This window comes from Acidimicrobiales bacterium, from assembly GCA_040219515.1.
Classification (GTDB): domain Bacteria; phylum Actinomycetota; class Acidimicrobiia; order Acidimicrobiales; family Aldehydirespiratoraceae; genus JAJRXC01.
The window spans coordinates 1-22,324 of the sequence record JAVJSI010000012.1 but is presented as its reverse complement, the minus strand read 5'-3'; the positions used below and the strand labels follow the sequence as shown (position 1 = coordinate 22,324).

Below are 22,324 nucleotides of genomic sequence, written 5' to 3'. Positions count from 1 at the left end.
GGCTACCGTTCCGGCGTGAATGTAGCGGTCAGCGTCGTCGTGGTCGTCTGGGACATGGCCCGCGAATTGCCGCGCACGCTCGCCACGTTGGCGACCGGTGCCCAGCACGGGGCGGCGGGGAACCGCCGCGTCGACTACGAGGTGATCGTGGTCGACAACGGGTCACCGGAACCGGTTGACGAGTCGCTGATGGACCTGGTGCCGAACGGCCGCTTGATCCGTCTCGACCCGGCCCCGGCGTCGCCGGCCCGGGCCGCCAACCTCGGTATCGAGGCCGCGCAGGGTGCCGTCGTCGGTGTGATGATCGACGGCGCCCGGATGGTCTCGCCCGGCCTGGTCGCGGGCGTTGCGGATGCGATCTCGATCGGGCCGCACGTGGTGGCGGCGACGCTCGCCTTCCACCTCGGCGACGAGCCCCAGATGACCGCGGCGGCCAAGGGCTACGACCAGGCGGTCGAGGATGCGCTCCTCGAGACGGTCGACTGGCGGCGCGACGGCTACGAACTCTTCTCGATCAGCACCTTCGCCGGTTCGTCGGCGCGGGGCTGGTTCGGTCCAATGGGGGAGAGCAACGCCGTCTTCATGACCGCCGAGCGCTGGCGCGAGCTCGGCGGGTTCGACGAGGTGTTCGATCGGGCCGGCGGCGGCCTGGTCAATCACGACCTGTTCCGCCGTGCCTGTGAATGGCCGGGGGCCGAGCTGGTGGTGCTGCTCGGCGAAGGCACGTTCCACCAGTTCCACGGGGGCGCCGCGACCGGTGGCACCGCCGTTCGCGACGAACTGTGGGCCGAGTACGCGGCCCATCGCGGCCGGGTGTTCGAGCCGCCGACCCTCTCACCCCGGTTCCTCGGTGCCGTCCCGCCCCAGGCGATGCGCCACCTGCGGGCGTCGCTCGAGTGGTGGGAGCGTCAGTCGACTCCACACGCTCCGTGAGGGCCATCCGACTCAAAGTGGGAAACTGGTCTTTCTGTCCGCCGTCGGACGCGCCACACTGGGGAACCCATGAGTGACGACCCCGCGTCCACACATCCGATTGCCATCACCGGCATGCACCGGTCCGGCACGTCCATGATCACTCGTGGCCTCCACGAATCGGGCTTGCATCTCATCGGCGGTGACGCCGACGCACTCCTGGAAGCCGCCGACGACAACCCCGAGGGGTTCTGGGAGAACAAGGCCATCGTCGCCTGCAACGACGACCTGCTCGAGGCGGCCGGAGGGGCGTGGGACAACCCGCCGGCGCTGCTGCCGATGGCGGTCGACGATCCCCGCCTCGCTGCCGTGATCGATCCGGCCACCAGAGCCCTGGCCGGTCTGGCGGAGAACGATCGATGGGGATTCAAGGACCCTCGGCTCTGCCTGACTGCGGCGTTCTGGCTCGATCTCCAGCCGGATCTGCGGTTCGTGATCTCGGTCCGCAACCCGCTCGAGGTTGCGCTGTCGCTCAAGCGTCGCAACCAGAACTCGTATTCGCTGGGGTTGTCGCTCTGGGAGCGGTACTACGAATCGATTCTCGAACTCGTCCCAGAGGACCGCCGCATCGTCACCCACTACGACACCTACTTCCTCGACCCCGTCGGCGAGCTCGGTCGGGTCTGCGATTTCGCCGGGCTCGAGGCCGCGCCGCTCGAGGTGCGTTCGGACCTTCGCCACCACGACGTGGGCGTCAGCCTCGACGAGGCCAATCTGGGTGGCGAGATCCGTGAGCTCTACGCACGGCTGTGTGACGAGGCGGGCGCGCCGGCGCCGCAATCGAGGGCCGTCGACGAGGGACAGGTCCGCCGGCTCGTGCTCGACGGCACCGTGGCCGCCCGCCATGCCGATCAGCGACAGAAGGCCATCGAGCGTCTCGAAGAGCGCCTGCGTGAATCACAGGCGGCCGAGAAGGAATCGCGCGAGCAGCTGTCCGAGATCCGGCGGGAGTCCGAGGCCCGCCGGGCGCAGTTGGAATCCGTCAGTCGTGAGTTGGACCACGTTCGCTCCGACACGAGCAGTCGATTCTCGGCGATCGAGGACCAGAACGCGCGACTGATCGAGGTGGTCGGCGCTCTCAGGGACACCACTGCGGGCCTCGACGAGCGGCAGCGGGGAATTCTCGACCGGACGAACCACGTCAGCGACATTCTCGATGCGGTCCACGTGAAGCTCCGGGCCGTGGAGCAGAGCGTGGAAGCAGAACGTTCCACCGGAGTGGTCGGCCGGGTTCGGCGGCTGGTCCGCGGCGTCGCCCGCCGCGTCGTCGGCCCGAAACGCACGGCGAAGCAGACGGCGAGGGCGACGGCCCGGCAGATGCCCGACCCGGTGAAGCACAATCTGCGCCGGGTGCGGCGGGCAGTGGCCGACGGCCAGGCCGGCAATCGCGTCAAGGAACGCGCCCAACGAGTGGTCGTCCTCCTGCCCGGTCCCGCAGAGAAGATCGCCCGCCGGGGCGCTCGGGTCGTCCTGCAGTCGCCCGCGACACCGGCGGCGCGCAAGGCCGCGAAACGTGTCGATCGTCGGCTCGGTGTCAGTCGTCGGCTCGGCGGCACCGTCTCGGCCCCCGCCCGCCGCGCCCCGAAGCGTGCGGTTCAGAAGTCCACGCCGGCACCGCGGCCGAAGGCCCGCAAGGGAGGACGAAGCACCGTCGTGCCGAAGGGTCCGGCCACGTTCAAGTGGCAGAAGGGCTACGAGCGTCTCGTCGAAGAGTTCGTGCCGAGCGGCGCGCCATGGGCGGTCGCGACGCCCGGCTGCAAAGCGGGCGTCGTGCGGGCCGCGGGCCGCACGGGGGTCGCGTTCCCCTCCGCCGACGGGCAGTCGCCGGCCGCCGATTCGGTGTCGCTGATCGCGATCGTCGAAGCGATGCGGCTGCGGGGAACAACGCGGCTCGTGGTTCCCGAGGGCGCCCGGTCCTGGTATCAGGGCCACCCCGAGCTCCGCGACCATCTTGTCCGGAGTCATCCGATCATGATCGACCGTCCGGCGGCCGGTCTCGTGTTCGATCTCACGAGTGCCTCCGAGTCGGGTCGAGGGCTCCTCGCCGAGGTGCGAGATCTCACGAGTGGTGCCGCATCCATGCCGGCGGTGCTCGACTGGACCGACCTCGACATCGCCGACGACCTTCCCGGCTTCACCACGTTCTCGCCGCCCGCGTCCCCCGGGTCCCTGCTGTCGACGACACTGCCGTACTTCGATGACAGTGTCGAAGTCGTGGTCACCACCGATGGGCACGACCTCGCCGAAGCCGCGCGGGTGGCATCGACCGCGGTGGTGGTCGGTACTCGCCGGGGCCGCGAGATGGTGGTCGATCGTGTCGTCTCGATGCTCGACGACGCCGGGCCGGGCGTCGGGGTGACGGTGGTCGCATCGTCGTGCTCGCCGGAGGTCGACGATGCCGTGCGTGGCGCCGCCGAGCAGTTCGGTGCCGCGCTCGCCTTCGATGTGCGCCCCGGCGCGGTCGAGGCCGAGACGGTCGTGGTGATCGAGGCCGGCGTGGTGCCCCTGCCGGGCGCACTGGCCGCCATCGTCGCCGCGGCGCGGCGATTCCCCGACTCGGTCTGCGTCGCCAAGGTCCTCGACGATCAGGGCCGGATCGAATCGGCCGGTGGGATGGTCTTCGCCGACGGATCGGTGGCCGGCATCGCGGCCGGCACCCTCGACGTACGCGCCCCCTGGCACGAGTTCAGCCGTGCCGTGTGCTGGGGCGGCGGCCTCGTCGCCGCCGCGGGCGCGGTGTGGTCGGCGTTGCCCGAGTTCTCCGACGACGATCTACCGATGTGGTGTGGTTCGGCGTGGGCTTCCGGACGTGACGTCCTGTATCAGTCGGCCGCCGTGGCGGTTCGTATCGAGTCGGCCGGTGTCCGGCCGCGCCGTGTCGAGGGTCCCTGGGCGCAGCGGCTGGCCGGCCGGCCGAACCGGCCCGCCGAGCTCGGTGAGGGCGCGTGGCGCTTTCTCCTCGCCAACGACGACGTTCGCGCCACCGCACCCGAGGCGGACGCCTGATGGCCCGCCACGCACTGGTCGTCCACACCCGCATGCCCGCCTTCGATCGTGACAGCGGGTCCCAGGACATCGACAACATCATCAAGTGGCTGCTCGCCGACGGATGGCGGGTCACCTTCCTCTCCCGCGAGGCGGAAGACGAGGCCGAGAGCCGCCATGCCGAACGATTGCGACAGTTGGGGGTGGCCACCTTCGCCGGGTTCGACTGGGCCCCGAAGCTGTTGCGGTCGTCGCGTTTCGATCTGTCGGTGATCGCGTTCTTCGAGGTGGCCGAGGCCATCCTGCCGATGCTGCACGAGTACTCGCCCGACACGCGGGTGGTCGTGAACTCGATGGACATCCATTTTCTGCGAACCGCCCGTCAGGCGTTCGGCCAGACGGGTGCGGTCGACGCGACCTTCGGCACCGACACCGCCCGTGAACTGAACGTCTACCACTCGGCTGACGCGGTCATCGCGGTCTCCGAGAAGGAGCAGGCGCTGCTCGCGGACTTCGTGGGCGACGACCGCGTCTTCACCCTGCCGCTCGGTGAGCACATCGAACGATCGGCGGTGCCGCTGGCCGACCGGCGGGGCGGGTTCTTCGTCGGCAACTTCCGCCATGTCCCCAACCGTGAGGCGGTCGCCTACCTCGCCAACGAGGTCTTGCCGCTGATCGACGAGGATCTCCGCCGGCGTCACCCGTTCACGGTGATCGGCAACTATCTGGATCAGATCCAGCTCGACGTCGATCCCCAGATGCCGGGCCTCAACCTCGTGGGCTGGGTCCCGACCGTGGCCCCCTATGTCGAGCGGTCGCGTGTGGCCGTGGTGCCGCTGTTGCACGGTGCCGGCGTCAAGCGCAAGGTCCTCCAGTCGATGATGGCCTACACCCCGGTGGTCACGACCCCGATCGGGGCCGAGGGACTCGACCTGGTGCAGGGCCGCCACGCCCTCATCGCGGCCGACGCGCCCGACATGGCCGCGGCGCTCACCCGCGTGCTCACCGACGATGATCTCTGGCTCGGTCTCGCCGATGCCGGTGCCGAGCACGTCGACGAGCGCCATGGTCTCTCCCGGATCCAGGCCCGTTTCGATCGGGTGCTGACGCAGGTCCTCGAGTTGCCCCGCCGACCCCGCGGCGTCGGCGAGGGCGATGATGCGGCGGGCGAGGCCTGCGATGCCGCCGCCATCCGGCATCGCATCCAGTCGGTGGCCGAGCCGGGTGCGCCGGTGCTGGTGGTCTCGCTCGGCGACGACGCGTTGACCGATCTGGGGTCCCAACCGTGCTGGCACTTCCCCGAGTCGGGCGACGGCGCCTGGGCGGGTTTCGACCCGGTCGACGGCCGTGCGGCGATCAGTCACCTCGACGCGCAACGTCAGCGGGGGGCCCGCTACTTCGTCCTGCCCCAGACCGCGGCGGACTGGCGTCGCCGGTTCCCTGAACTCATCGAGCACCTCGAGCGCGAGGGGAAGCGGTGCTACCAGGACGACACCGTCGCCATCTACGACCTCGTCCCCGCCGTGGACGATGTGGCGCTCGCACCCGCGCCGGCGGCCTCGGTGTTCGTCGCCGGAACCTTCTCGGCCGGCCGCAGTGGCCCGCATCCGGACCTGCTCACCGCGCTCGCCACGACCGGCGACCTCAGCGTCCGCCAGGTGTGGCGGGCCGACGACGACCCCGACGCCACGATGGCCATGGACGACACCGGCGCCGACTTCGTCGTCTATCTCCACGACAACGCAGTGCTCCCCGCCGGTTTTCTTCCCGACCTGATCGCCACGCACGACACGCTGGGGGTCGATCGCCTCCAGCCCGCCCACAACAGCGGGCCCGAGGCCGGTCCGCCGATGACCGAACGTCAGCGGAGCGTCGTTGCCCGTGAGGTCGACGCGGCGACGCCGTTGCCGGTCCTCTCCGTGCGGGCCGGCACGGCCCTCGACGGGCCGGTGACCATCTGCGACAACCTCACGATCGGACTGCGGGCATCGATCGAGGCCGACGATCTCGGCGACGGGTTCGCCCGTGTCCGTCGGCTGTGGGTGGCCGATGACGACGGGGTGCCTCGTGTCATCGACTGTCCGCCGGCCGCGACGCAGCCCGAGATCAGCGTGTTGATCTCGACGTACAACCGTCCCGACCTGCTCCGCGCCGCACTCGAGTCGTTCTGTGATCAGACGATCGACGCAGCGCGTTACGAGGTCGTCGTCGTCGACGACGGGTCGAGCGACTCGGCGCTCGACGAGATCGTCGCGTCGTTCGCCGATCGCATCCGGATCATCGGCGTGAACGCCCGTCACGGCGGCCGCAGCGCCGCCAAGAATCTCTGTGTCCTGCTGGCCCAGGCGCCCGTCGTCCTGTTCTTCGACGACGACGACCGGGTGACTCCCGACTATCTCGAACGTCATCTCGACGGGCACGCGGCCCGCCCCGACGAGGGTGTGGCGATCCTCGGACACACGGCGTGGGCGCCCGAACTCGAGGTGACACCGCTGATGCACTTCGTCACCGATGTCGATCGCCTCATGTTCTCCTACGGGAGTCTCTCGAAGGGCCAACAACTCGACTGGCGGGGCTTCTGGGAGGGCCGGATCTCGTGCAAGCGGTCGCTCTTGATGCGACACGGTCTGCACGACCAGCGGTTGAACTACTCGATCGACATCGAGATGGGCTGGCGCCTGATGCCGCACGGTCTCACGGTCGTCTACGAACCGGCGGCCACGAGCGTGATGGCGCGACCGCTCGACTTCGAGAGCTTCTGCGCCCGCACCCAGGCCAAGGGCAAGGCGGTGGCGATCATCGCCTCGCTGCACCCGGGCACCGACATCGACGCCCAACTGAAGCTCGACGACGCCCGCGAACTCTACGACCGGCACCGCTTCGACGAGATGGGTCTGCGGACCACGGTGGCGCGGCTCGAGGCCGGCGCCTCGGCGCCTGGAGGCCTCGACGAGGTCGAACTCGACGAACTACACGACGCGTATCGCACGATGTTCCGCATCCTCAACGCCAAGGGGATCACGGAGACGACCGGAGGGGTCCACGCCATGCCACGACAGCCAACCACGGTGCAACCCTTCGCCGACACCGACCCGGACCTGCTCTACGACGGCAGTCCGCCGGAAGCGTCCGACAATCCGGTCCTGAGCATCACCCTGCCCGTGTGGAGTCGCAGCGAGAAGCTGGCGCGGATGGTCGAGAAGACGGTCGAACGGATATGGGAGGTCGCTCGCGTGCCCACCGAGGTGGTGGCGATCGACAACGGCTCCGATTTCGATTCGAAGCTGCTGGCCAAGGTGTATCGCTACCCCGAGAACAAGGGTGTCTCCACCGGTTGGAACACCGGCATCCGGCTGTCGACCGCACCCACGTTCGTCGTGATGAACAGCGACTGCATGGTGGAACCCGGCTGGGACGAGGCCCTGCTCGAGGCCGCCAACGACGGTCGCCGCATCGCGTTCCCCTACACCGATCACTGCGACGGCAAGGGCTTCACCACACCCGATCAGGGTGGCACAGCCGGCTGGTGCTTCATGATGACGAAGGCGATCTACGAGGAAGTGGGCGTCTTCGACGAGTGGTTCAACCCGGCCTTCTGCGAAGACACCGACTACTGGCATCGGGCCTGGCAGCTGGGGATCGACCTCGAGCCCGTTCCGGCGGCACGCGTGGTCCACGCCCGACGGACGACGGCGAGCACCACACCGAACGTCGACTGGCTCCTGCTCGGCCACCGCTACAAGTACGGCTGGAAGCACGGTGTCGACCCGCTCGCCGCGCCGCCGTACTACAACCGCAAGTACGCCGACTACCACGGTTCGTTCGAGGCCCCCCCGCAATGAGTCTCGAACACGCCGCGCCGTATCTCGCGAGCGAGGGCATCTGCCCGAATCCGGTCTTCGTGATCGGCTCGCCGCGCTCGGGCACGACGGCCATGGCCCAGTCCCTCAACCGTCACCCCGACCTCTGGGTCGGCAAGGAGAGCTACATCCTCTCCGACCTCTTCCAGGGCGAGCGGGCCGAACGGGTGTGGGAGAACCAGCAGGACCGTCAGACGCCGTGCTGGCTCGACCACGAGCAGGTCGAGAAGGACGAGTGGCTGGCGTTCATCGGCCTCGGCTTCAACGCCTTGTTCTCGTCACGGGCCGAGGGCAAGCGCTGGATCGATCAGACGCCGCTCTACACGCCCATGGCACCGACCCTGGCGAAGATGTTCCCGGGGGCGAAGTTCATCCACATCGTGCGCGACGGTCGCAACGTGGTCCGGTCGATGTCGAACTTCGAGCGCAAGTTCGACGACGAGCTGCTGGCCAACGCGAAGTCCAACGAGATCCCGAAGTGGAGCAAGGACCTCGAGAAGGCCTGCGAGACGTGGTCGACATGGGTGAACGCCGGTCTCGACTTCGCCGAGGCGAATCCGGATCGCTGCATGACCGTGTGGAACGAGAAGCTGGCGGCCGGTGGCCCGGAAGCCTTCGACCCGGTGCTCGAGTTCCTCGATCTGCGTCACCATCCCGGCCCGGGCAACTTCTTCTCGAAGAAGCGCATCGGGTCGAGCTTCAAGCTTGACCCCACCCGGCCCGAGGACGACGACTGGTCGGACTGGGACAAGAAGCGCCGCAAGCAGTTCGCCTCCGTTGCGGCCGGCACGTGGGCACGAGCCGGCTACGGCGCGATCGCGGACCTCCAAGCGTGGGCGAGCGATGGATCCTGACGATCCACGGCGCCCTCGCGTTTTTTGCGTTGGTCTGAACAAGACTGGGACAACGTCTCTTCACAAAGCGCTCACCCTGCTCGGCTATCGGAGTCTTCACTGGGGAGGACCAACCGTTCGGGCTGTCGTCGAGTCGGCTCTGGCTGAAGGGCGTCCCCTTCTGGAGGGTCTTGACCCAGCTATAGATGCTTTCTCCGACATCGAAGCCCTGTCACTGAACTTTGACCTACTTGATCAGCAGTACCCGAAAAGCACCTTCATACTGACAGTCCGGTCTCTCGACGGATGGATCGATAGTCGACGACGGCACGTCGAGACGAACGTGCGCCGCCGGGCTGCTGGTGAGTACGACGGCGAATTCCTAACCGTGGACGAAGCTGCGTGGCGTTCGTTGTGGAACGTACACGTTGAACGCGTTCGCGCCTATTTCTGCGATAGGGCCGATTTCCTTGAGGTCGACATTACGGCGCTCGACGATTGGGCGCCGCTCTGTCGGCTTCTCGAACGTCCGGTACCAGATGCGCCGTTCCCCTGGGAGAACCGCGGGCGATCTGAACGAGTCGAGCCATGAGGTTGATCCTCCATATCGGCACCGCCAAGACCGGGACATCCTCGATTCAAGCGTCGATGCATTTGCATTCGGAAACATGGAAGCGAGCCGGCGTGCTCTACCCGACGCCTCCAAAACGAAAGACGAATCACAATCTCCTGGCAGTGCTCTGTCAGGAGGAGCATCGATACCCCCGGGAATTTCTCCAAGGAGGGTCTTCGCCGAGTGATGTCCGTCACCTCGCCGAGCGGTGGTGGAGGGACATGACATCGGAGTTAAAGAACTCTCGAGGCTCGACGGTTGTGCTCAGCGGCGAATACCTGTTCGGGATGAACGAAGGCGAAGTCGAGAGGCTGGCTGAGGTCTTAATCCCGCTCTTCGACGAGATCGAGGTCGTGGTCTACTTCCGAGACCCGGCGTCGTACTACCTGTCTTTCGTGCAGCAGCGGGTCAGAGCGGCTGCGGTGCTGCCTTCGCCGGCGAAGTTCAGACTTCGAGCGGAGATTTGCGTCCGTCGACATGCCGAAGCTCTGCGATCGACCGTGACAGCTCGCTCATTCGACCGCACGGCACTGATTGGCGGCGACATCGTTACGGACTTCACGGTCTCTGTGCTCGGGATCTCACCTGAGGAGGCTGCTTCGTTTACCGTAGAGAATCAAAATGCCTCATTCTCAGCAGAGGCAATGTGCATCATGCAGATGGTTCGACGGCACGTGCATCCTGACCAAGAGGACCGCCGGACCGCAGCGAGTCTCCGACTGATGAGCGAACTGCGCCAGCTCGGCAGGGATATCCCGCAGACTGTCCCTCGCCTCAGACCTGAGATCAGCGCAGCTATTGCTCGAAGCCACGAGAGGGATCTGGAGTATCTCGCTGCGCAGTTCAGCATCCGCTTCGATCACATCGTGGAACCACTGGCAGCGGACGACCCTGATCCGGATGGGTGGGAATCCGGTGAGCTGACCACACTCCTGGAGGTCGAACCAGAAAGTCTCAGTCGGACGGTCGCTCACCTGCTTGTCCGTGCGTCATTCGCCTAGCCGCTGGGCGGAGCCTTCACGGCGCTTCGGATCTGAGGGGGAAGTGATCGGGGGCTGAGGCACCGCGACGGGAAACAGAGGCCCTGCGAGTCTGGCGGATCGCGTGGCATTGGGCGACGTTGGATCTGTCGGGTCCGTGGCGGTCGGCGTTCACGACCATGCTGCCCGGCGATACTCAGGTCGCCGACCAGCGACTCGACGCCGTCACGATGAACGCCGGCTGCTCACCAGAGCCGATGAACGCCTGAGCGACGCCAGCCGCCGTGCAGCGCCACTTTGGGTGCTTGATGCGCCCGTGGACGTCTTCTGCGGTGGCACCGAAACCATAAGGTCCACTACGGTCCAAGCGAGCGGGCCCGTCCAACGGCGGGAGGACCATAGGAGACAGCGCTTGCAGTTCGAGGACTTCCTGAATGACTTGCCGCTCTTGCACACCTGGGACGGCGGCGAGACCTGGGTGACCGGTGGGTTTCGTCCCCATCATCTTCAGAGGATTCGCGAATTGGTCATTGAACACTTCCCGTCTGGGTCCGTGAACTTCATCGAGACAGGGGCGGGAGCATCGACGCTGACATTTCTACAGACGTCGCCGGGACGGGTTTTGTCGATTGCACCCGACGAGGAGCTGCGCGATCGGATCACAAACTACTGTGCCGACGTCGGTATCACGGTCGACTCGCTGGAGTACGTTCTCGATCGCTCGGAGCGGGCACTCCCACCTATTGCCTTCGACAACCAGCGATTCGACGTTGGCCTCATCGATGGAGGCCACGGATGGCCGACGGTATTCGTCGACTTCTGCTACGTCAATATGATGATGCGCCGAGGTGCGCTTCTCATTATCGACGATCTCCAACTGCACTCCGTAGCCGAGTTGGGACGCTTGCTGGAGCAGCAACAGGAGTTCGAGCTGGTCGAGGATCTCGGAAAGCTCCAGGTTTTCCGTAAGTCAGTCGATCGCCGATTTCTGCCCGATCACAACGGCGAGCCTTATATCAATGGTCGCTCAGTCCGAAGCCGCAAACCCGGGCCGATCCCCGCCACATGAGATCGACGGGGAACGCAACCTAAGTGAGGGCCCTGCTCCACCCTTGATCGCATCACTGAATCCGCGACGGACTACTAGGTTCCGAACCTCTGCTCAGAGCTTCGTCGCGAACTCTCGCTCATAGCGCAGGAAGAGCCATCCGCCGAGGACAACGCTGCCGACGGCCCATCCCACGGAGATGGAGAGGTAGCCGAAGTCGGGGCGCTGGCCGCCGAGGATGTACTGGTAGTTGGCGAAGATGCCGAAGAACGGCGTCCACTTGATGAATGCAACGATGGTGTCCGAGATGATCTCGATCGGAAAGATGATCGGGCTCGTGAAGAACATGAGTCGGCTGACGTAGCTGAGGATGTTCTTGATGTCCTTGAAAAACACGATCGCAGTGGAGACGAGCAACGCGACCCCGAGACCGATCACCACCTGCAGCGGGAAGAGCAAGAACCACCAGAGCAGGTTCACGCCGATGGTCGCATCGAGGAGTACGGCGGCGCCGAAGATGATCGGCATGGACGGGAGGAACTTGATGACCCCGCCGAGGATGGCCGACAGCGGCAACAGCATCCGCGGAAATGTCGAGTTGAGCATCAACCCCGACGCCGACGACACCGAGTTGCCGCCCTCGTTGAGCGCGGCGGCGCTCACCTGGAAGTGGAGGATCCCGGAGATGATGATCGGGATGAACGCGGACGGTCGGTCGCCGCCGCGGAGAATGGTGAAGAGGAAGTAGTAGAGGGCGACCATGAACAAGGGGTCGATGAGCGCCCAGAGACCGCCGAGGGCGGTGTTGGAGCGAGCTCCCTTGACCTTCGACTTCGCCATTGCCATCGCGAACTCTCGGCGGGCCCAGAGGTCACGGAGGTACGGTCCGATCGGTGGCACAAAGCGGACGTGAGGTTCGTAGACGAAGACGATCTCGTCGTCGGCCGACGCACCGGACCGGGACTGGCGATAGGCCCGTTTCGCGTCTCGTCGGCGGCGACGCAACTCCTTGCGCTTGTCACTCGTGAACGCTTCGGTGTCGCTGGTGCCGAGCACATCGGGCTCGGCCTCGTCGTCGTACTCGTCGCGCTCATCGTGGTCGGTGTGCGTTTCGGTCGTGTCGGACATGGATCAGTTCTCGTCGGGGAGTTCGAGTTGTTCGAGCCGGCAGTAGCGCATGTAGGCCGTGATGATGTCTTCGGGTTCGCCGGTCTGGGCAATGGCACCCTGGTGCATCCACAGCGCACTCGTGGCCATGGAGCGCACCGACGAGAGGCCGTGGGTGACGAGCACGATGGTGCGACCCTCTCTCATCAACTCGGCCATCTTGACCCGGGCGTGCTCCGCGAATCCGGCGTCGCCACCGCTCAGTGCCTCGTCGATCAGCAGAATCTCGGGGTCGAGGTGGACGGCCACCGCGAACGCCAGTCGGGAGCGCATGCCGGCCGAGTATGTGGTCATTGGGAAGTCGAGGTACTCGCCCAGTTGGGCGAACTCCGCGATCTCGTCATAGAGCTCGCGAAGTCGCTTGTGGTCGAGCCCGACGGCGAGTCCGCCGAGAAGAATGTTCTCTCGGCCCGAGAGGTTCGGGTTCATTCCGATCCCGAGGGCCAGGAGCGAGACCCGGCCTCGCACGGTGACGCGACCCTGGGTGGGCACGAGTGCGCCCGAGAGTGCCCGTAGAAGAGTGGACTTCCCGGCGCCATTGCGGCCGACGATCGCCAGTGTCTCGCCTCGAGGCACCGCGAAGCTGACGTCGCGCACCGCCTTTACGGTGCGTTCGGCGGGACGCTTGCGGGTGAGCAGGTTGTAGACGTCGGTGGCTGCGTTCTGGCCGGGGAGGCGGACGCGATAGTCGACAGACAGCCGCTCTACCTCGATCGCCGGTCGGGCCTCGACGGCCGTCGGCGCGGAGGTCATCCGGGTGTGCCAGGCAACGGGTTGGCCGCGAGATCAGCCTTCTCGGCCTCGACTATCAGCGGCGCGACCTCCTCATCCACCACGATTGCGGTCTTGTCGACCGTGCGACCGTTGGGGAGTACCTCGGTGGCCGGACGTCGATAGATCATCGACGGTCGGTTCTCTTCGCGCGCGAGCTCGTTCAGTTCGCGCACGATGGCCGAGGTCTCTCGCGAACTCAACTGCACAGCCGCTGCAGCGTCGTTCTCGAAGATTTCCTTGCCCGCGACGGTTGCGCGGGCGATGTGGGCGAGGAGCGTCTTCGACAGCTCGTCGACCTCGCCGAAGACTCGGGTGACGTTCTCCTGATCCCAGTCTTCCTGGGATGCCCGGGCCATCGTGCGGAGCATGAATTGCATGACTTCCTCGACGTGCTCTTCGGGCACCGGCACCATCACGTAGGGCATTTGTCCTCCTGGGAGTCGCAACGGCGAGTATACCGGCGGCTCCGGTGGGCGATAAATGGCCCGTACGACCTGAATCGACGGGCTTTCTCGTGCGCTACTCTCGGCCCCATGTTTCCCCTCTGGGATGTTGCCATCGCGCCCGTTCTGACCGCCTGCCGAGCCCGGAAGGTGGTCGAGATCGGCGCTCTCCGTGGTGAGAACACCGTACAGATCCTCGATCATCTCGGCCCCGAGGGCGAGCTCCACGTCATCGATCCGGTCCCCGACTTCGACCCCGCCGAGCACGAGCAGCGGTGGCCGGGTCGCTACTTCTTCCACGAGGCGCTGAGCCTCGATGTCCTGCCCGGGCTCGAGCCGATGGACGCCGCGCTGATCGACGGCGACCACAACTGGTGGACCGTCTACAACGAGTGCCGCATGCTCGCCCAGAACGCGCTGGCCGCCGACCGGTTCATGCCGGTGATGATCCTGCACGACGTCGCCTGGCCCTACGGCCGCCGCGATCTCTACTACGACCCGTCGAACGTGCCCGAGGAACGGCGTCAGCCCTACGACTTCCTGGGCATGAAGCCGGGGATGAAGAAGCTCGCGAAACACGGCGGGCTCAACCCCACGATGGCCAATGCGCTCGAAGAAGGTGGTGAGCGCAACGGCGTGATGACCGGCCTCGACGACTTCGTGGCCGAACACCCGAACCCGATACGCCAGGTCGTGCTGCCGTTCTACTTCGGTCTCGCCATCGTCGCCGAGGAGGCGCACCTGGCCGCCGAGCCCGAACTCGCCGCCGCCTTCGATCGACTCGAGTCGTCCGAGGCCCGGTTCGACATGCTCGAAGTGGCCGAGGACATCCGCATCAAGGCGATGCTGTTCCAGCACAACGTCTTCTTCCAGCGCGAGCAGTTCCAGGCCCGTTCTGCGGCTCGCTACCTGGGTGTGGTGAAGTCGGCGCTGCTCGATGAGCACTATCTCGAGAACGAGGTGCGGATCGAAAACCTCTACGACGCGGCGAGGAACGGCACCAAACTCTCAGCCGCCGAGCTGCGTGACCCACTCCGGTTCGATCGGCCCCGTTCCAATCGCGTTCAGCGTGGTCGGGCCGGAATCCCGGACAAGCGGGCCAACTCGTCCTTCCTGCCCTACACGGCCATGGGCCGGTCACGGCTCGAACACCTCGAGGCATGCGCCGAGCACGTCCGCGCCAACGGCATCGACGGCGACTTCGTCGAATGCGGCACCGGACGCGGCGGCGGGGCGATCTTCCTGAAGGCCTTCGTGGAGGGCCACGAGATGAAGGACCCCCACGTGTGGGTGGCCGACGTCTTCCGTTCTTCGCCGGAAGGCGAGAACGCGCCAACCATTCCCAAGCGCGGCATCGACGGCTTCCAGGCCGACCTCAACATGGTGCGCGAAGGGTTCGCTCGGTTCGACCTGCTCGACGACCGGGTCTCGTTCGTGACCGGCCCCCTCGACCGGGCACCCGGCGAGGCCCCCATCGAGAAGATCGCGTTGCTGCGCATCGGTCACGGCGTGGGAGCGAAGACCGCGGCGATCCTGGAGCAGCTCTACGACAAGCTCGCCGTCGGCGGCGTGGTGATCGTCGACGAGCACGCCCACGACACCACCCGCGAGGCGGTCGAGGAGTTCCACGAACGCCGGGGCATCCAGGCCCCGATCGATCGCGTCGACGACGCGATGGTCGCCTGGGTCCGCAGCGAGGACGACGGTACGGCCGAAACGGTGGCGGCCTCGCCCTCCCATCGGGGGGCACCACTTCTGCCGCCTCGGGTCGAGGGCACCGTCGACCTGACGATGGTGGTCGTCTTCTACAACATGCGCCGCGAAGCGGCCCGCACGTTGCGCTCGCTGTCGCGTTCGTATCAGGAGGGCATCGACGACCTCACCTACGAGGTCATCGCCATCGACAACGGCTCCGACCCCGACCAACGCCTCGACGAGGAGTTCGTCACGAGCTTCGGACCCGAGTTCCGCTTCGTCGAAATCGGTGACGACGCGCAGTCGTCGCCCGTCTTCGCCCTCAACCACGGCATCGAACTCGGGCGCGGTCGCAACTTCGGCCTGATGATCGACGGTGCCCACGTGGTCACGCCGGGCGTGCTGCGGTTCGCCTCCATGGCGCTGCGTGAGCATGCCCCGGCGATGGTGGCCACCCAACAGTGGTACGTCGGGCCGGGCCAGCAGGGCGAGGCGATGATCGGGGGCTACGACCAGGACTACGAGGACGCCCTGTTCGAGAAGATCGGCTGGCCCCGGGCCGGTTACCGACTCTTCGAGATCGGTTCGTTCGTCGGCGACCGCGACTGGTTCGACGGGGTGTGGGAGAGCAACTGCCTCTTCGTGTCGCGTGAGCAGCTCCAGCAGGTCGGCGGCTTCGACGAATCGTTCGACGTCTCCGGTGGCAGCTACTCGAATCTCGAGATCTACGAACGCATCGGCAACTCGCCCGGACTCACCGTGTGCACGATGATCGGCGAAGGGTCGTTTCACCAGACCCACGGCGGGACGACCACCAATCAGCCCGATGCCGTGACGCGTCGCAACCGGGTCTTCGGCTACAGCCAGGACTACGCGGAGCTCCGGGGACGGCCGTTCAAGGGCCCCGGCAAGCCGTTGCACTTCGTCGGCCGGCTGCCGAATGGCGCCGCCCGACGGAGCAAGCCGCGACGTCTCGGGTCGCGGGCCTTCGTCGAGGATCTCGCGATCGACGGACAGCCGACGACGCCGTCGCCGATGCCCGACGAGCTGGCCTCGGCCTTCACCGAGGCCGTGTGGCACACACTGCCCTGGCGAGACACCACATGGCTCGGCCGGGCCATCACGACCGCGCCGACCGACCTGCTGGCGTACCAACAACTGATCACCGACGTTCGTCCCGACGTCATCGTCGAGACCGGTGCGGCCGATGGTGGCCGGTCGCTGTTCCTCGCGTCGATCTGCGAGCTCGCCGAGTGCGGCACGGTGGTTGCGGTGGGTGCGGATCCGGCGGATCGCCCGACTCATGCTCGGCTGACCCACCTCGACGGTTCGGTCACCGACACCGCGGTCGAGGAACAGATCGCCGCGTTGGTCGGCGACGGCCGGGCGCTGGTCGTGCTGGGCGGTGCTGCGGATCGGGCGACGACCTATCGCGAGTTCTCGCGGCTCGAACGCTTCGTTCCCGTCGGCTCCTATGTGGTGGTCACCGAGACGATCCTCAACGGTCGCCCCGTGTGGCCGGCGTTCGGACCGGGCCCCGGCGAAGGGGTCAAGCAGATCCTGGGCGAACGCGGCGACTTCGTTGCCGATCACTCGATGGAGAAGTACTCGCTGTCCTTCAACCCCGGCGGCTTCCTGAAGCGGATCGGCTGACCCGATCAGGCCGACGTTGTCAGAGATCGACCACGAAGGCGGCGTCGGCTTCGGACATGTGGAGCACTCGGTGGAGTGAGTCGTGGCGGCCTTCCGGCAGATCGCGCGGATCCACCCTGGCCATGATCAGCGGAGTCGGCCGGCCGGCGGCGACGATGCGAGCGTGGAGATCGCCGACGGCGCCCATGACCTCGCGAGGCGACATCCCGGTGCCCTCGGCCGCGTCGACGAGAGCGGTGAGGCCGCCGTCGTTGGTGACGGCCGCCGTGTGCAGGATCAGCGAGCGGAGGTCGGGATCGGCCTCCTCGACCACCTGACGGACGGCATCGGGGTTCTCGGCCACCTTCGGGGCGTTCAGATTCCACGCCATCCAGTCCTTGACCTCGGCCACGATCTCCTCGGGCACGGGGACCATCACGTATTCCATGTGGAGAGGGTAGCGCCGGGGCTTGCGCCGATCATGAGTCGAACGGGCCGAGGTGCAGCCGTTCGACCGTGCCGGTGCCGGTCTCGCCGGCGCCGGCGAAGTCGCGTTGACGCCATGCCTCGTAGAGCACGATGGACACGGCGTTGGCGAGGTTGATGCTGCGGTTGTCGGGCCGCATCGGGATCACCAGCATCTGATCGGCCGGGATCAGCGAGATGGCGTGGTCGTCGAGTCCCGCCCGCTCGGCGCCGAAGATCAGCACGTCGTCAGGTGTGAAGTCGACGTCGGTGTAGCGCCGGGTGCCGCGGGACGAGAAGCCGAAACGACGGCCGGGCAGACCGGCCAATGCGGTGTCGACATCGGGGTGGACCGTCATGTCGGCGTGCTCGTGATAGTCGAGGCCGCCGCGCTTGAGTTGGGTGTCGCTGAGCTCGAACCCGAGCGGCTCGACCAGGTGCAGCCGGGCGCCGGTGTTCGCGCACAGACGGATGATGGCGCCGGTGTTCGGCGCGATCTCGGGGTGGACGAGAACGACGTGCACCGTTCGTACGGGCCTCAGCCCGGTACTTCGTTGCGGAGGTCCTGTCCGGCCAGGAACCGGCCCAGATTGTCCTCGAAGAGGCGGTGGAGGTTGGCGAACAGCTTCGACGGGTCGGTCGAGCAGTGCGCCGAGATGTAGATGTTGGGTGCCGTCCACAGCGGGGAGTCGGCGGGCAGCGGTTCGGTGCGGGCGACGTCGATCGCGGCGGCGCGCAGATGGCCCGACTCGAGAGTGGCGGCCAGCGCCGCTTCGTCGACGAAGGTGCCTCGACCGACGTTGACGAACATCGATCCTTTCGGCATCGCCGCGAACGCGGCGGCGTCCATCATGTTCTCGGTGGCCGGCGACTCGGGTACCGCACCGACGGTCACATCGGCGCGGCCGAGCATCTCGTGGAGTTCGTCGGGGCCGAAGACCTCGTCGATCAACGGATCGGTGGCCCGGCTTCGGCGGAGACACAGCACCCGCATCCCGAACGCCCGGGCCCGCGTGGCGACGGCCTGGTTGATCGGACCGAACCCCACCAGGGCAACGGTCCTGCCCTCGATCTGTTCCCCGTAGACGGGAGTCCACTGGTGTTCGTTCTGGACGGCATCGAGGGCGCGGGTGTTCTTGTACTCGCCCAGGATGCGGGCCATGACGAACTCGGAGATGGCGGCGGAGGTGAGCCCGCCCCCGTTGGTGAGCTTGATGCCGGCCTCGTGCACACCGGCCGACTGGAGCTGGGCGATCCCGGCCCCGACGGCCTGCACCCAGCGCAGCCGGGGAGCCTTGGCTGCGATGTCGAATGGCAGGTCGAGGGTGACGCAACAGTCGACGCGGGCGAACGCCTCGCGTTGGGCGTCGGTGAGTTCCGGCACGAGGTGCATGATGTCGTCGTAGGGCGGCACGCCCCGGCCACTGCGGGCCTCTTCGGGTTCGACGTAGGTCTCGACGATCACCTCGACCCGGGAATCGATGGCTCGCAACCGCTCGATGTCGGTCTCGAGATCGGCGTGCCATCCGGTGGGATAGAAGATTCCGACGACAATGCTTTCGGCCATGGCCCTATGCCTATCAGTGCGGTGGGCTGTGTCGTTTCGGCGCTCTCGTCAGGAGTTCGCCGACCGTGGTGCGATCGATCGCTCCGGCGGGGTCGGTGGCCACGATCACGAGGTCGGGTCCACCGATCTCCAGCGCAACTTGGAGGCACGCGCCGCACGGGAATGTGAGCTCGCCTGCGGTCCGCTTCGAGCAGAGCGCGAGCACGATGGGGCGACGCTGCTGGGTGACCGCGGTGAAGAGCGCCACGCGTTCGGCACACATGGCCAGGCCCAACGACACGTTCTCGACGAGCACACCGGCGATGGTGCCGCCATCGTCGGTGAGGACGGCGGCTCCCATCAGGAAATCCGAGTAGGGGGCATACGCGTGGTCGCGGGCGCGGCGGGCCGCGTCGGCGGCTGCCTGGATCTCCACCTCGGTTCCGGTCATCGCCGAAACCTATCCCACTGACTACGGTTCGCTGGTCGGACCGCTCGGGCGCAACGTCCCCGCGGGGACGCGGTCGAGCTTCGATCGGGCGGCGATGCAGTGCTCGATGATGACGCTCACGACGAACCCGAAGTCGAGACGGTCGTTGACCCAACGTGACTCGATCGACGAGTGGTCGACATCGGCCCGTCGGCCCGCCTCGCCGACCGGCTGGGCCGACCCGGTGAGCGGCTCGACGGTGGCCGGTACGCCGTCGGGATCGGACCAGACCACCGTGTGGTCGACGACGGCCACCGACCAGCCGCCCTCGTGCACCGCATGGTGGTGGAACCCGCACAGGCTGACGAGATTGTCGAGATCGGTGTGGCCGCCCTCGGCCCAGTGGACCACATGGTGGGCGTGCAGCCATGACGAGGCGGCGCAGCCGGGGAACCGGCAGGTGCCGTGGTCGCGGCGGTGCAGCGCTCGGCGCAGTCGTCGGTTGACCGTGCGGCTGTCGCGGCCGCAGTCGGCCGGGTGCCCGTCGTGCTCGAGCATCACCGCTGCCCTGGTGTCGCAGGCCCACCGCTTGGCCGTCTCGGTCGACACCCGTCGGCCGGCCAGCGTCTGCTCACCGGCACCATCGCCCTCGCCCCCGTCGGCGTCCTCGGCGCAGTCGTCGGTGTCGAGATTCAGCTGGAGACGGCCGATGTCGCCTCGCTCGGCTGCGGCCGGTGCCGCCGCCAGTGTTCGCTCGGCCATCCGGACCAGGGCGTCGACGCGGATCGCGGCCGTGCCACCCCGTGACTGAATGACCTCGCGTCGCGAGCATCCGTCGCCCATGGCGTCGTCGACGATCTGGGTGGCGATCACGTCGACCGCCGCCATGACGGTTTCCACCATGTCGCGCGGGGCGTCGGCCATGAGCCGGTCGACGCCGCCCCCCTTCGACGAGCGCCTCAGGGAGCGCTTCTCGAATGCCTGCCGTGCGTCGCCGACCTCGTCGTGGTCGAGGGCCCCGCGTACCGCGGCCACGACGCGTTCGAGCGCGGCCCCGGTGGAGTGCTTGGCCGTGTCGCGCCACTCGGCGTCGTCGGCCGAGACGGCCACGCGCGTGATGGCCCGCACCTTGGAATAGGAGAGCTCACCGGCGCGAAAGGAGGCGGCGATGGCCGGCAGGCCCTCGAGGGCTCGGGCGACCCGCACCTTCTCGCGTGCGGTGTGGAGCGTGTCGCCGCACTTCCACGAGAGCCAGTGGGCGGCCGACTTGCACGTCCACGACTTCCAGCCCTCGCGACGGTCGTACTCGGCGATCCAGCCGAGCAGATCGGCCGTCGCCGCGGCCAGATGGCCCGACCACTCGGTGATCTGTGCCTCGAGCCGATCGAGCGGAACGTCGTCGGCATTGGTGTCGGTGGACCGGTCGGTGGGGGACATTCGGGGCCTCGTTTCCCTCGTCGTTCCCCCCCGAAACTACTGATCGGGTGTGACACCCACCGGGGCCGAAAACGTCCCCGCGGGGACGTTTTCGACGGCGTCGCCCTCCTTGTTCCCCAGGTTCCTCGCCGCGATCAATGCCAGCAGCAGGTGCCCGGGCAGGAGCACCCGCAGTCCGTCGCCGGAGAACCGATAGCCCTGTGGTCCGACCATCAGGCCCAGCACCGCGAAGCCGAGCAGCGCCCAGAGCAGAAGGCGGTCCCTCTTCATGCGTCGCAGCAACACGACCGCAACGACGAAGCCGGCGAGACCGAGGCAGGCGACCAGCAGCGCGCCGACGATCACCGCAGGTTCGCCATCGGCATCGCCGATCGCCTCGACCAGGCTCACTCCGGGGAGACCGACGGCGTCGGTTCGTGAGGTCGACGGGTCGGTGAACGTCCAGTCGCCGACCCGCCCGCGCACCCAGACGAGCCAGGCCAGGTAGGGCGTCACGACGACCGCGCCGACCGTCGCCGTGTGGCGCAGCGACAGCCGTCTAAGTTCGGCGAAGGCCAGCGGCAGGAGTCCCACGAGGTAGGCCTCGCGGGCCAGGGGCAGGAACAGGGCCAGGCCGACCGCCAGTCGGCGGCGATCCTCGAGATAGCTCACGTAGACACCGAGCAGCAGCGCGATGGCCACCGGCTCGGAATACACCAGGACCGTCGACGTGATCATCGTCGGCACCGCCACGACCAGGAACCCCCGATCGGCGGGTTTGCCGGCCATCCGGCACAGCCGAGCGGCGAGAAAGGCGCTCACCGCGAAGCCCAGGATGCCCACCAGCGGCAGTGTCCAGACCACCAGATCCGCCTGGGCTCCCGCCATGACCCAGCCGACGAGCGGCACAAGGATCCGGCCGTAGCGATAGGCCACACCCTGGTCGTGGACGTCGGCGTCCTCCAGGATCAGGTGGCCGTCACCGAAGGGATCCTCGGCGACCAGGCGGAACGACTGGGGGTCGCCCTTGTAGATCTGGTCCGCCCCCTGGAGCGCAAAGGTGCTCAGCGTCAGAACGCCGATGAAGGCCGCGGCCAACAGGGCGATCCGGAAGGGGGTCTGTTCCACTCCCTCCTCGTCGGCGGCCCGGCGTCGGGTTCAAGGTCCCCTTCCCGCACCCCGAAAAGCCGAAGAGCACAACTGCGGGAGTGACCTTCTCAGGCCACCCCGCAGTTGTGCTCCTGCGGAAAGTTCGGTTGACCCAAGGGGTTAGCCGAGCGAGGAGTCGACTTCCGAGAACTTCGAGGAAGCGGACTCGCCGAGGGCGGTCACGGCAGCGATGCACACGACGGCGATGAGGGCGACGAGGAGCGCGTACTCCACGAGGCTCGCGCCACGCTCGTCATCGATACGGCTGGTGATCCAGGCGCTGAGGAACTGGTATGCGGTGGTCATTGTTGGACTC

General features: G+C 67.1%; 17 protein-coding genes. 7 read left to right on the top strand and 10 right to left on the bottom strand.

What is annotated here, in order from left to right; all coding sequences use genetic code 11:
• The first annotated feature begins 15 nt into the window (after nt 1-15).
• The 6 genes from RIB98_10875 (at nt 16) to RIB98_10850 (ending at nt 11,312) form a co-directional block, all read left to right on the top strand.
• Nucleotides 16-933: a glycosyltransferase gene (locus RIB98_10875; GenBank protein ID MEQ8841478.1), complete on the top strand. Its 918-nt coding sequence runs from the start codon at nt 16-18 to the stop codon at nt 931-933.
• A 69-nt stretch (nt 934-1,002) separates the two neighbouring features.
• Nucleotides 1,003-3,978 carry a sulfotransferase gene (locus RIB98_10870; protein ID MEQ8841477.1) on the top strand — a complete coding sequence of 992 codons (2,976 nt, stop codon included), beginning with the start codon at nt 1,003-1,005 and terminating at the stop codon, nt 3,976-3,978.
• A complete protein-coding gene (locus RIB98_10865) occupies nt 3,978-7,799 on the top strand; it encodes a glycosyltransferase (GenBank protein ID MEQ8841476.1) in 3,822 nt (1,273 codons plus the stop codon). The genes RIB98_10870 and RIB98_10865 overlap by 1 nt, the downstream gene beginning before the upstream one ends.
• Entirely contained in the window at nt 7,796-8,671 is an 876-nt protein-coding gene (locus RIB98_10860; GenBank protein ID MEQ8841475.1) for a sulfotransferase, read from the top strand. The genes RIB98_10865 and RIB98_10860 overlap by 4 nt, the downstream gene beginning before the upstream one ends.
• Nucleotides 8,672-9,238: 567 nt before the next feature.
• Complete coding sequence (locus RIB98_10855; GenBank protein ID MEQ8841474.1) at nt 9,239-10,264, top strand: hypothetical protein; 1,026 nt, start codon at nt 9,239-9,241, stop codon at nt 10,262-10,264.
• A gap of 391 nt (nt 10,265-10,655) precedes the next feature.
• A complete protein-coding gene (locus tag RIB98_10850) occupies nt 10,656-11,312 on the top strand; it encodes a class I SAM-dependent methyltransferase (GenBank protein MEQ8841473.1) in 657 nt (218 codons plus the stop codon).
• 93 nt (nt 11,313-11,405) lie between these two features.
• Here the strand turns inward: RIB98_10850 and RIB98_10845 are convergent, their stop codons facing one another.
• The 3 genes from RIB98_10845 to RIB98_10835 are packed head-to-tail and all read right to left on the bottom strand — an operon-like array spanning nt 11,406 to nt 13,657.
• A complete protein-coding gene (locus RIB98_10845; protein ID MEQ8841472.1) occupies nt 11,406-12,419 on the bottom strand; it encodes an ABC transporter permease in 1,014 nt (337 codons plus the stop codon).
• A gap of 3 nt (nt 12,420-12,422) precedes the next feature.
• Nucleotides 12,423-13,211 (bottom strand): ABC transporter ATP-binding protein, encoded by a 789-nt coding sequence (locus tag RIB98_10840; protein ID MEQ8841471.1) that lies wholly within the window; start codon nt 13,209-13,211, stop codon nt 12,423-12,425.
• On the bottom strand, nt 13,208-13,657 hold the full coding sequence (locus tag RIB98_10835; GenBank protein ID MEQ8841470.1) for a hypothetical protein: 450 nt from the start codon (nt 13,655-13,657) through the stop codon (nt 13,208-13,210). The genes RIB98_10840 and RIB98_10835 overlap by 4 nt, the downstream gene beginning before the upstream one ends.
• 108 nt (nt 13,658-13,765) lie before the next feature.
• Here RIB98_10835 and RIB98_10830 point away from each other — a divergent pair, with 108 nt between their 5' ends.
• A complete protein-coding gene (locus RIB98_10830; protein MEQ8841469.1) occupies nt 13,766-17,023 on the top strand; it encodes a CmcI family methyltransferase in 3,258 nt (1,085 codons plus the stop codon).
• Between the two features lie 19 nt (nt 17,024-17,042).
• Here RIB98_10830 and RIB98_10825 read toward each other — a convergent pair whose 3' ends face one another.
• From RIB98_10825 to RIB98_10795, 7 genes are all read right to left on the bottom strand, one after another.
• Nucleotides 17,043-17,450, bottom strand: a complete 408-nt coding sequence (locus RIB98_10825) for a hypothetical protein (GenBank protein ID MEQ8841468.1) — start codon at nt 17,448-17,450, stop codon at nt 17,043-17,045.
• A gap of 31 nt (nt 17,451-17,481) precedes the next feature.
• Nucleotides 17,482-17,991 (bottom strand): tRNA (cytidine(34)-2'-O)-methyltransferase, encoded by a 510-nt coding sequence (locus RIB98_10820; GenBank protein MEQ8841467.1) that lies wholly within the window; start codon nt 17,989-17,991, stop codon nt 17,482-17,484.
• A 14-nt stretch (nt 17,992-18,005) separates the two neighbouring features.
• Nucleotides 18,006-19,034: a D-2-hydroxyacid dehydrogenase gene (locus RIB98_10815; GenBank protein MEQ8841466.1), complete on the bottom strand. Its 1,029-nt coding sequence runs from the start codon at nt 19,032-19,034 to the stop codon at nt 18,006-18,008.
• 13 nt (nt 19,035-19,047) lie between these two features.
• Nucleotides 19,048-19,464 (bottom strand): cytidine deaminase, encoded by a 417-nt coding sequence (locus RIB98_10810; GenBank protein ID MEQ8841465.1) that lies wholly within the window; start codon nt 19,462-19,464, stop codon nt 19,048-19,050.
• Nucleotides 19,465-19,485: 21 nt separating this feature from the next.
• Nucleotides 19,486-20,880 (bottom strand): DUF222 domain-containing protein, encoded by a 1,395-nt coding sequence (locus RIB98_10805; protein MEQ8841464.1) that lies wholly within the window; start codon nt 20,878-20,880, stop codon nt 19,486-19,488.
• A gap of 36 nt (nt 20,881-20,916) precedes the next feature.
• Entirely contained in the window at nt 20,917-21,987 is a 1,071-nt protein-coding gene (locus RIB98_10800) for a hypothetical protein (protein ID MEQ8841463.1), read from the bottom strand.
• Between the two features lie 141 nt (nt 21,988-22,128).
• Nucleotides 22,129-22,324, bottom strand: a 196-nt coding sequence (locus RIB98_10795; GenBank protein MEQ8841462.1) for a Flp family type IVb pilin, incomplete at its 5' end; no start/stop codon positions are given.

Bases quoted from the DNA above. Each gene is read 5' to 3' on its own strand.
- RIB98_10865 (MEQ8841476.1), top strand. From the start codon at position 3,978: ATGGCCCGCCACGCACTGGTCGTCCACACCCGCATGCCCGCCTTCGAT.
- RIB98_10830 (MEQ8841469.1), top strand. From the start codon at position 13,766: ATGTTTCCCCTCTGGGATGTTGCCATCGCGCCCGTTCTGACCGCCTGC.
- RIB98_10855 (MEQ8841474.1), top strand. From the start codon at position 9,239: ATGAGGTTGATCCTCCATATCGGCACCGCCAAGACCGGGACATCCTCG.
- RIB98_10810 (MEQ8841465.1), bottom strand. From the start codon at position 19,464: ATGACCGGAACCGAGGTGGAGATCCAGGCAGCCGCCGACGCGGCCCGC.
- RIB98_10840 (MEQ8841471.1), bottom strand. From the start codon at position 13,211: ATGACCTCCGCGCCGACGGCCGTCGAGGCCCGACCGGCGATCGAGGTA.
- RIB98_10860 (MEQ8841475.1), top strand. From the start codon at position 7,796: ATGAGTCTCGAACACGCCGCGCCGTATCTCGCGAGCGAGGGCATCTGC.
- RIB98_10815 (MEQ8841466.1), bottom strand. From the start codon at position 19,034: ATGGCCGAAAGCATTGTCGTCGGAATCTTCTATCCCACCGGATGGCAC.
- RIB98_10835 (MEQ8841470.1), bottom strand. From the start codon at position 13,657: ATGCCCTACGTGATGGTGCCGGTGCCCGAAGAGCACGTCGAGGAAGTC.
- RIB98_10845 (MEQ8841472.1), bottom strand. From the start codon at position 12,419: ATGTCCGACACGACCGAAACGCACACCGACCACGATGAGCGCGACGAG.
- RIB98_10870 (MEQ8841477.1), top strand. From the start codon at position 1,003: ATGAGTGACGACCCCGCGTCCACACATCCGATTGCCATCACCGGCATG.
- RIB98_10825 (MEQ8841468.1), bottom strand. From the start codon at position 17,450: ATGGAATACGTGATGGTCCCCGTGCCCGAGGAGATCGTGGCCGAGGTC.
- RIB98_10805 (MEQ8841464.1), bottom strand. From the start codon at position 20,880: ATGTCCCCCACCGACCGGTCCACCGACACCAATGCCGACGACGTTCCG.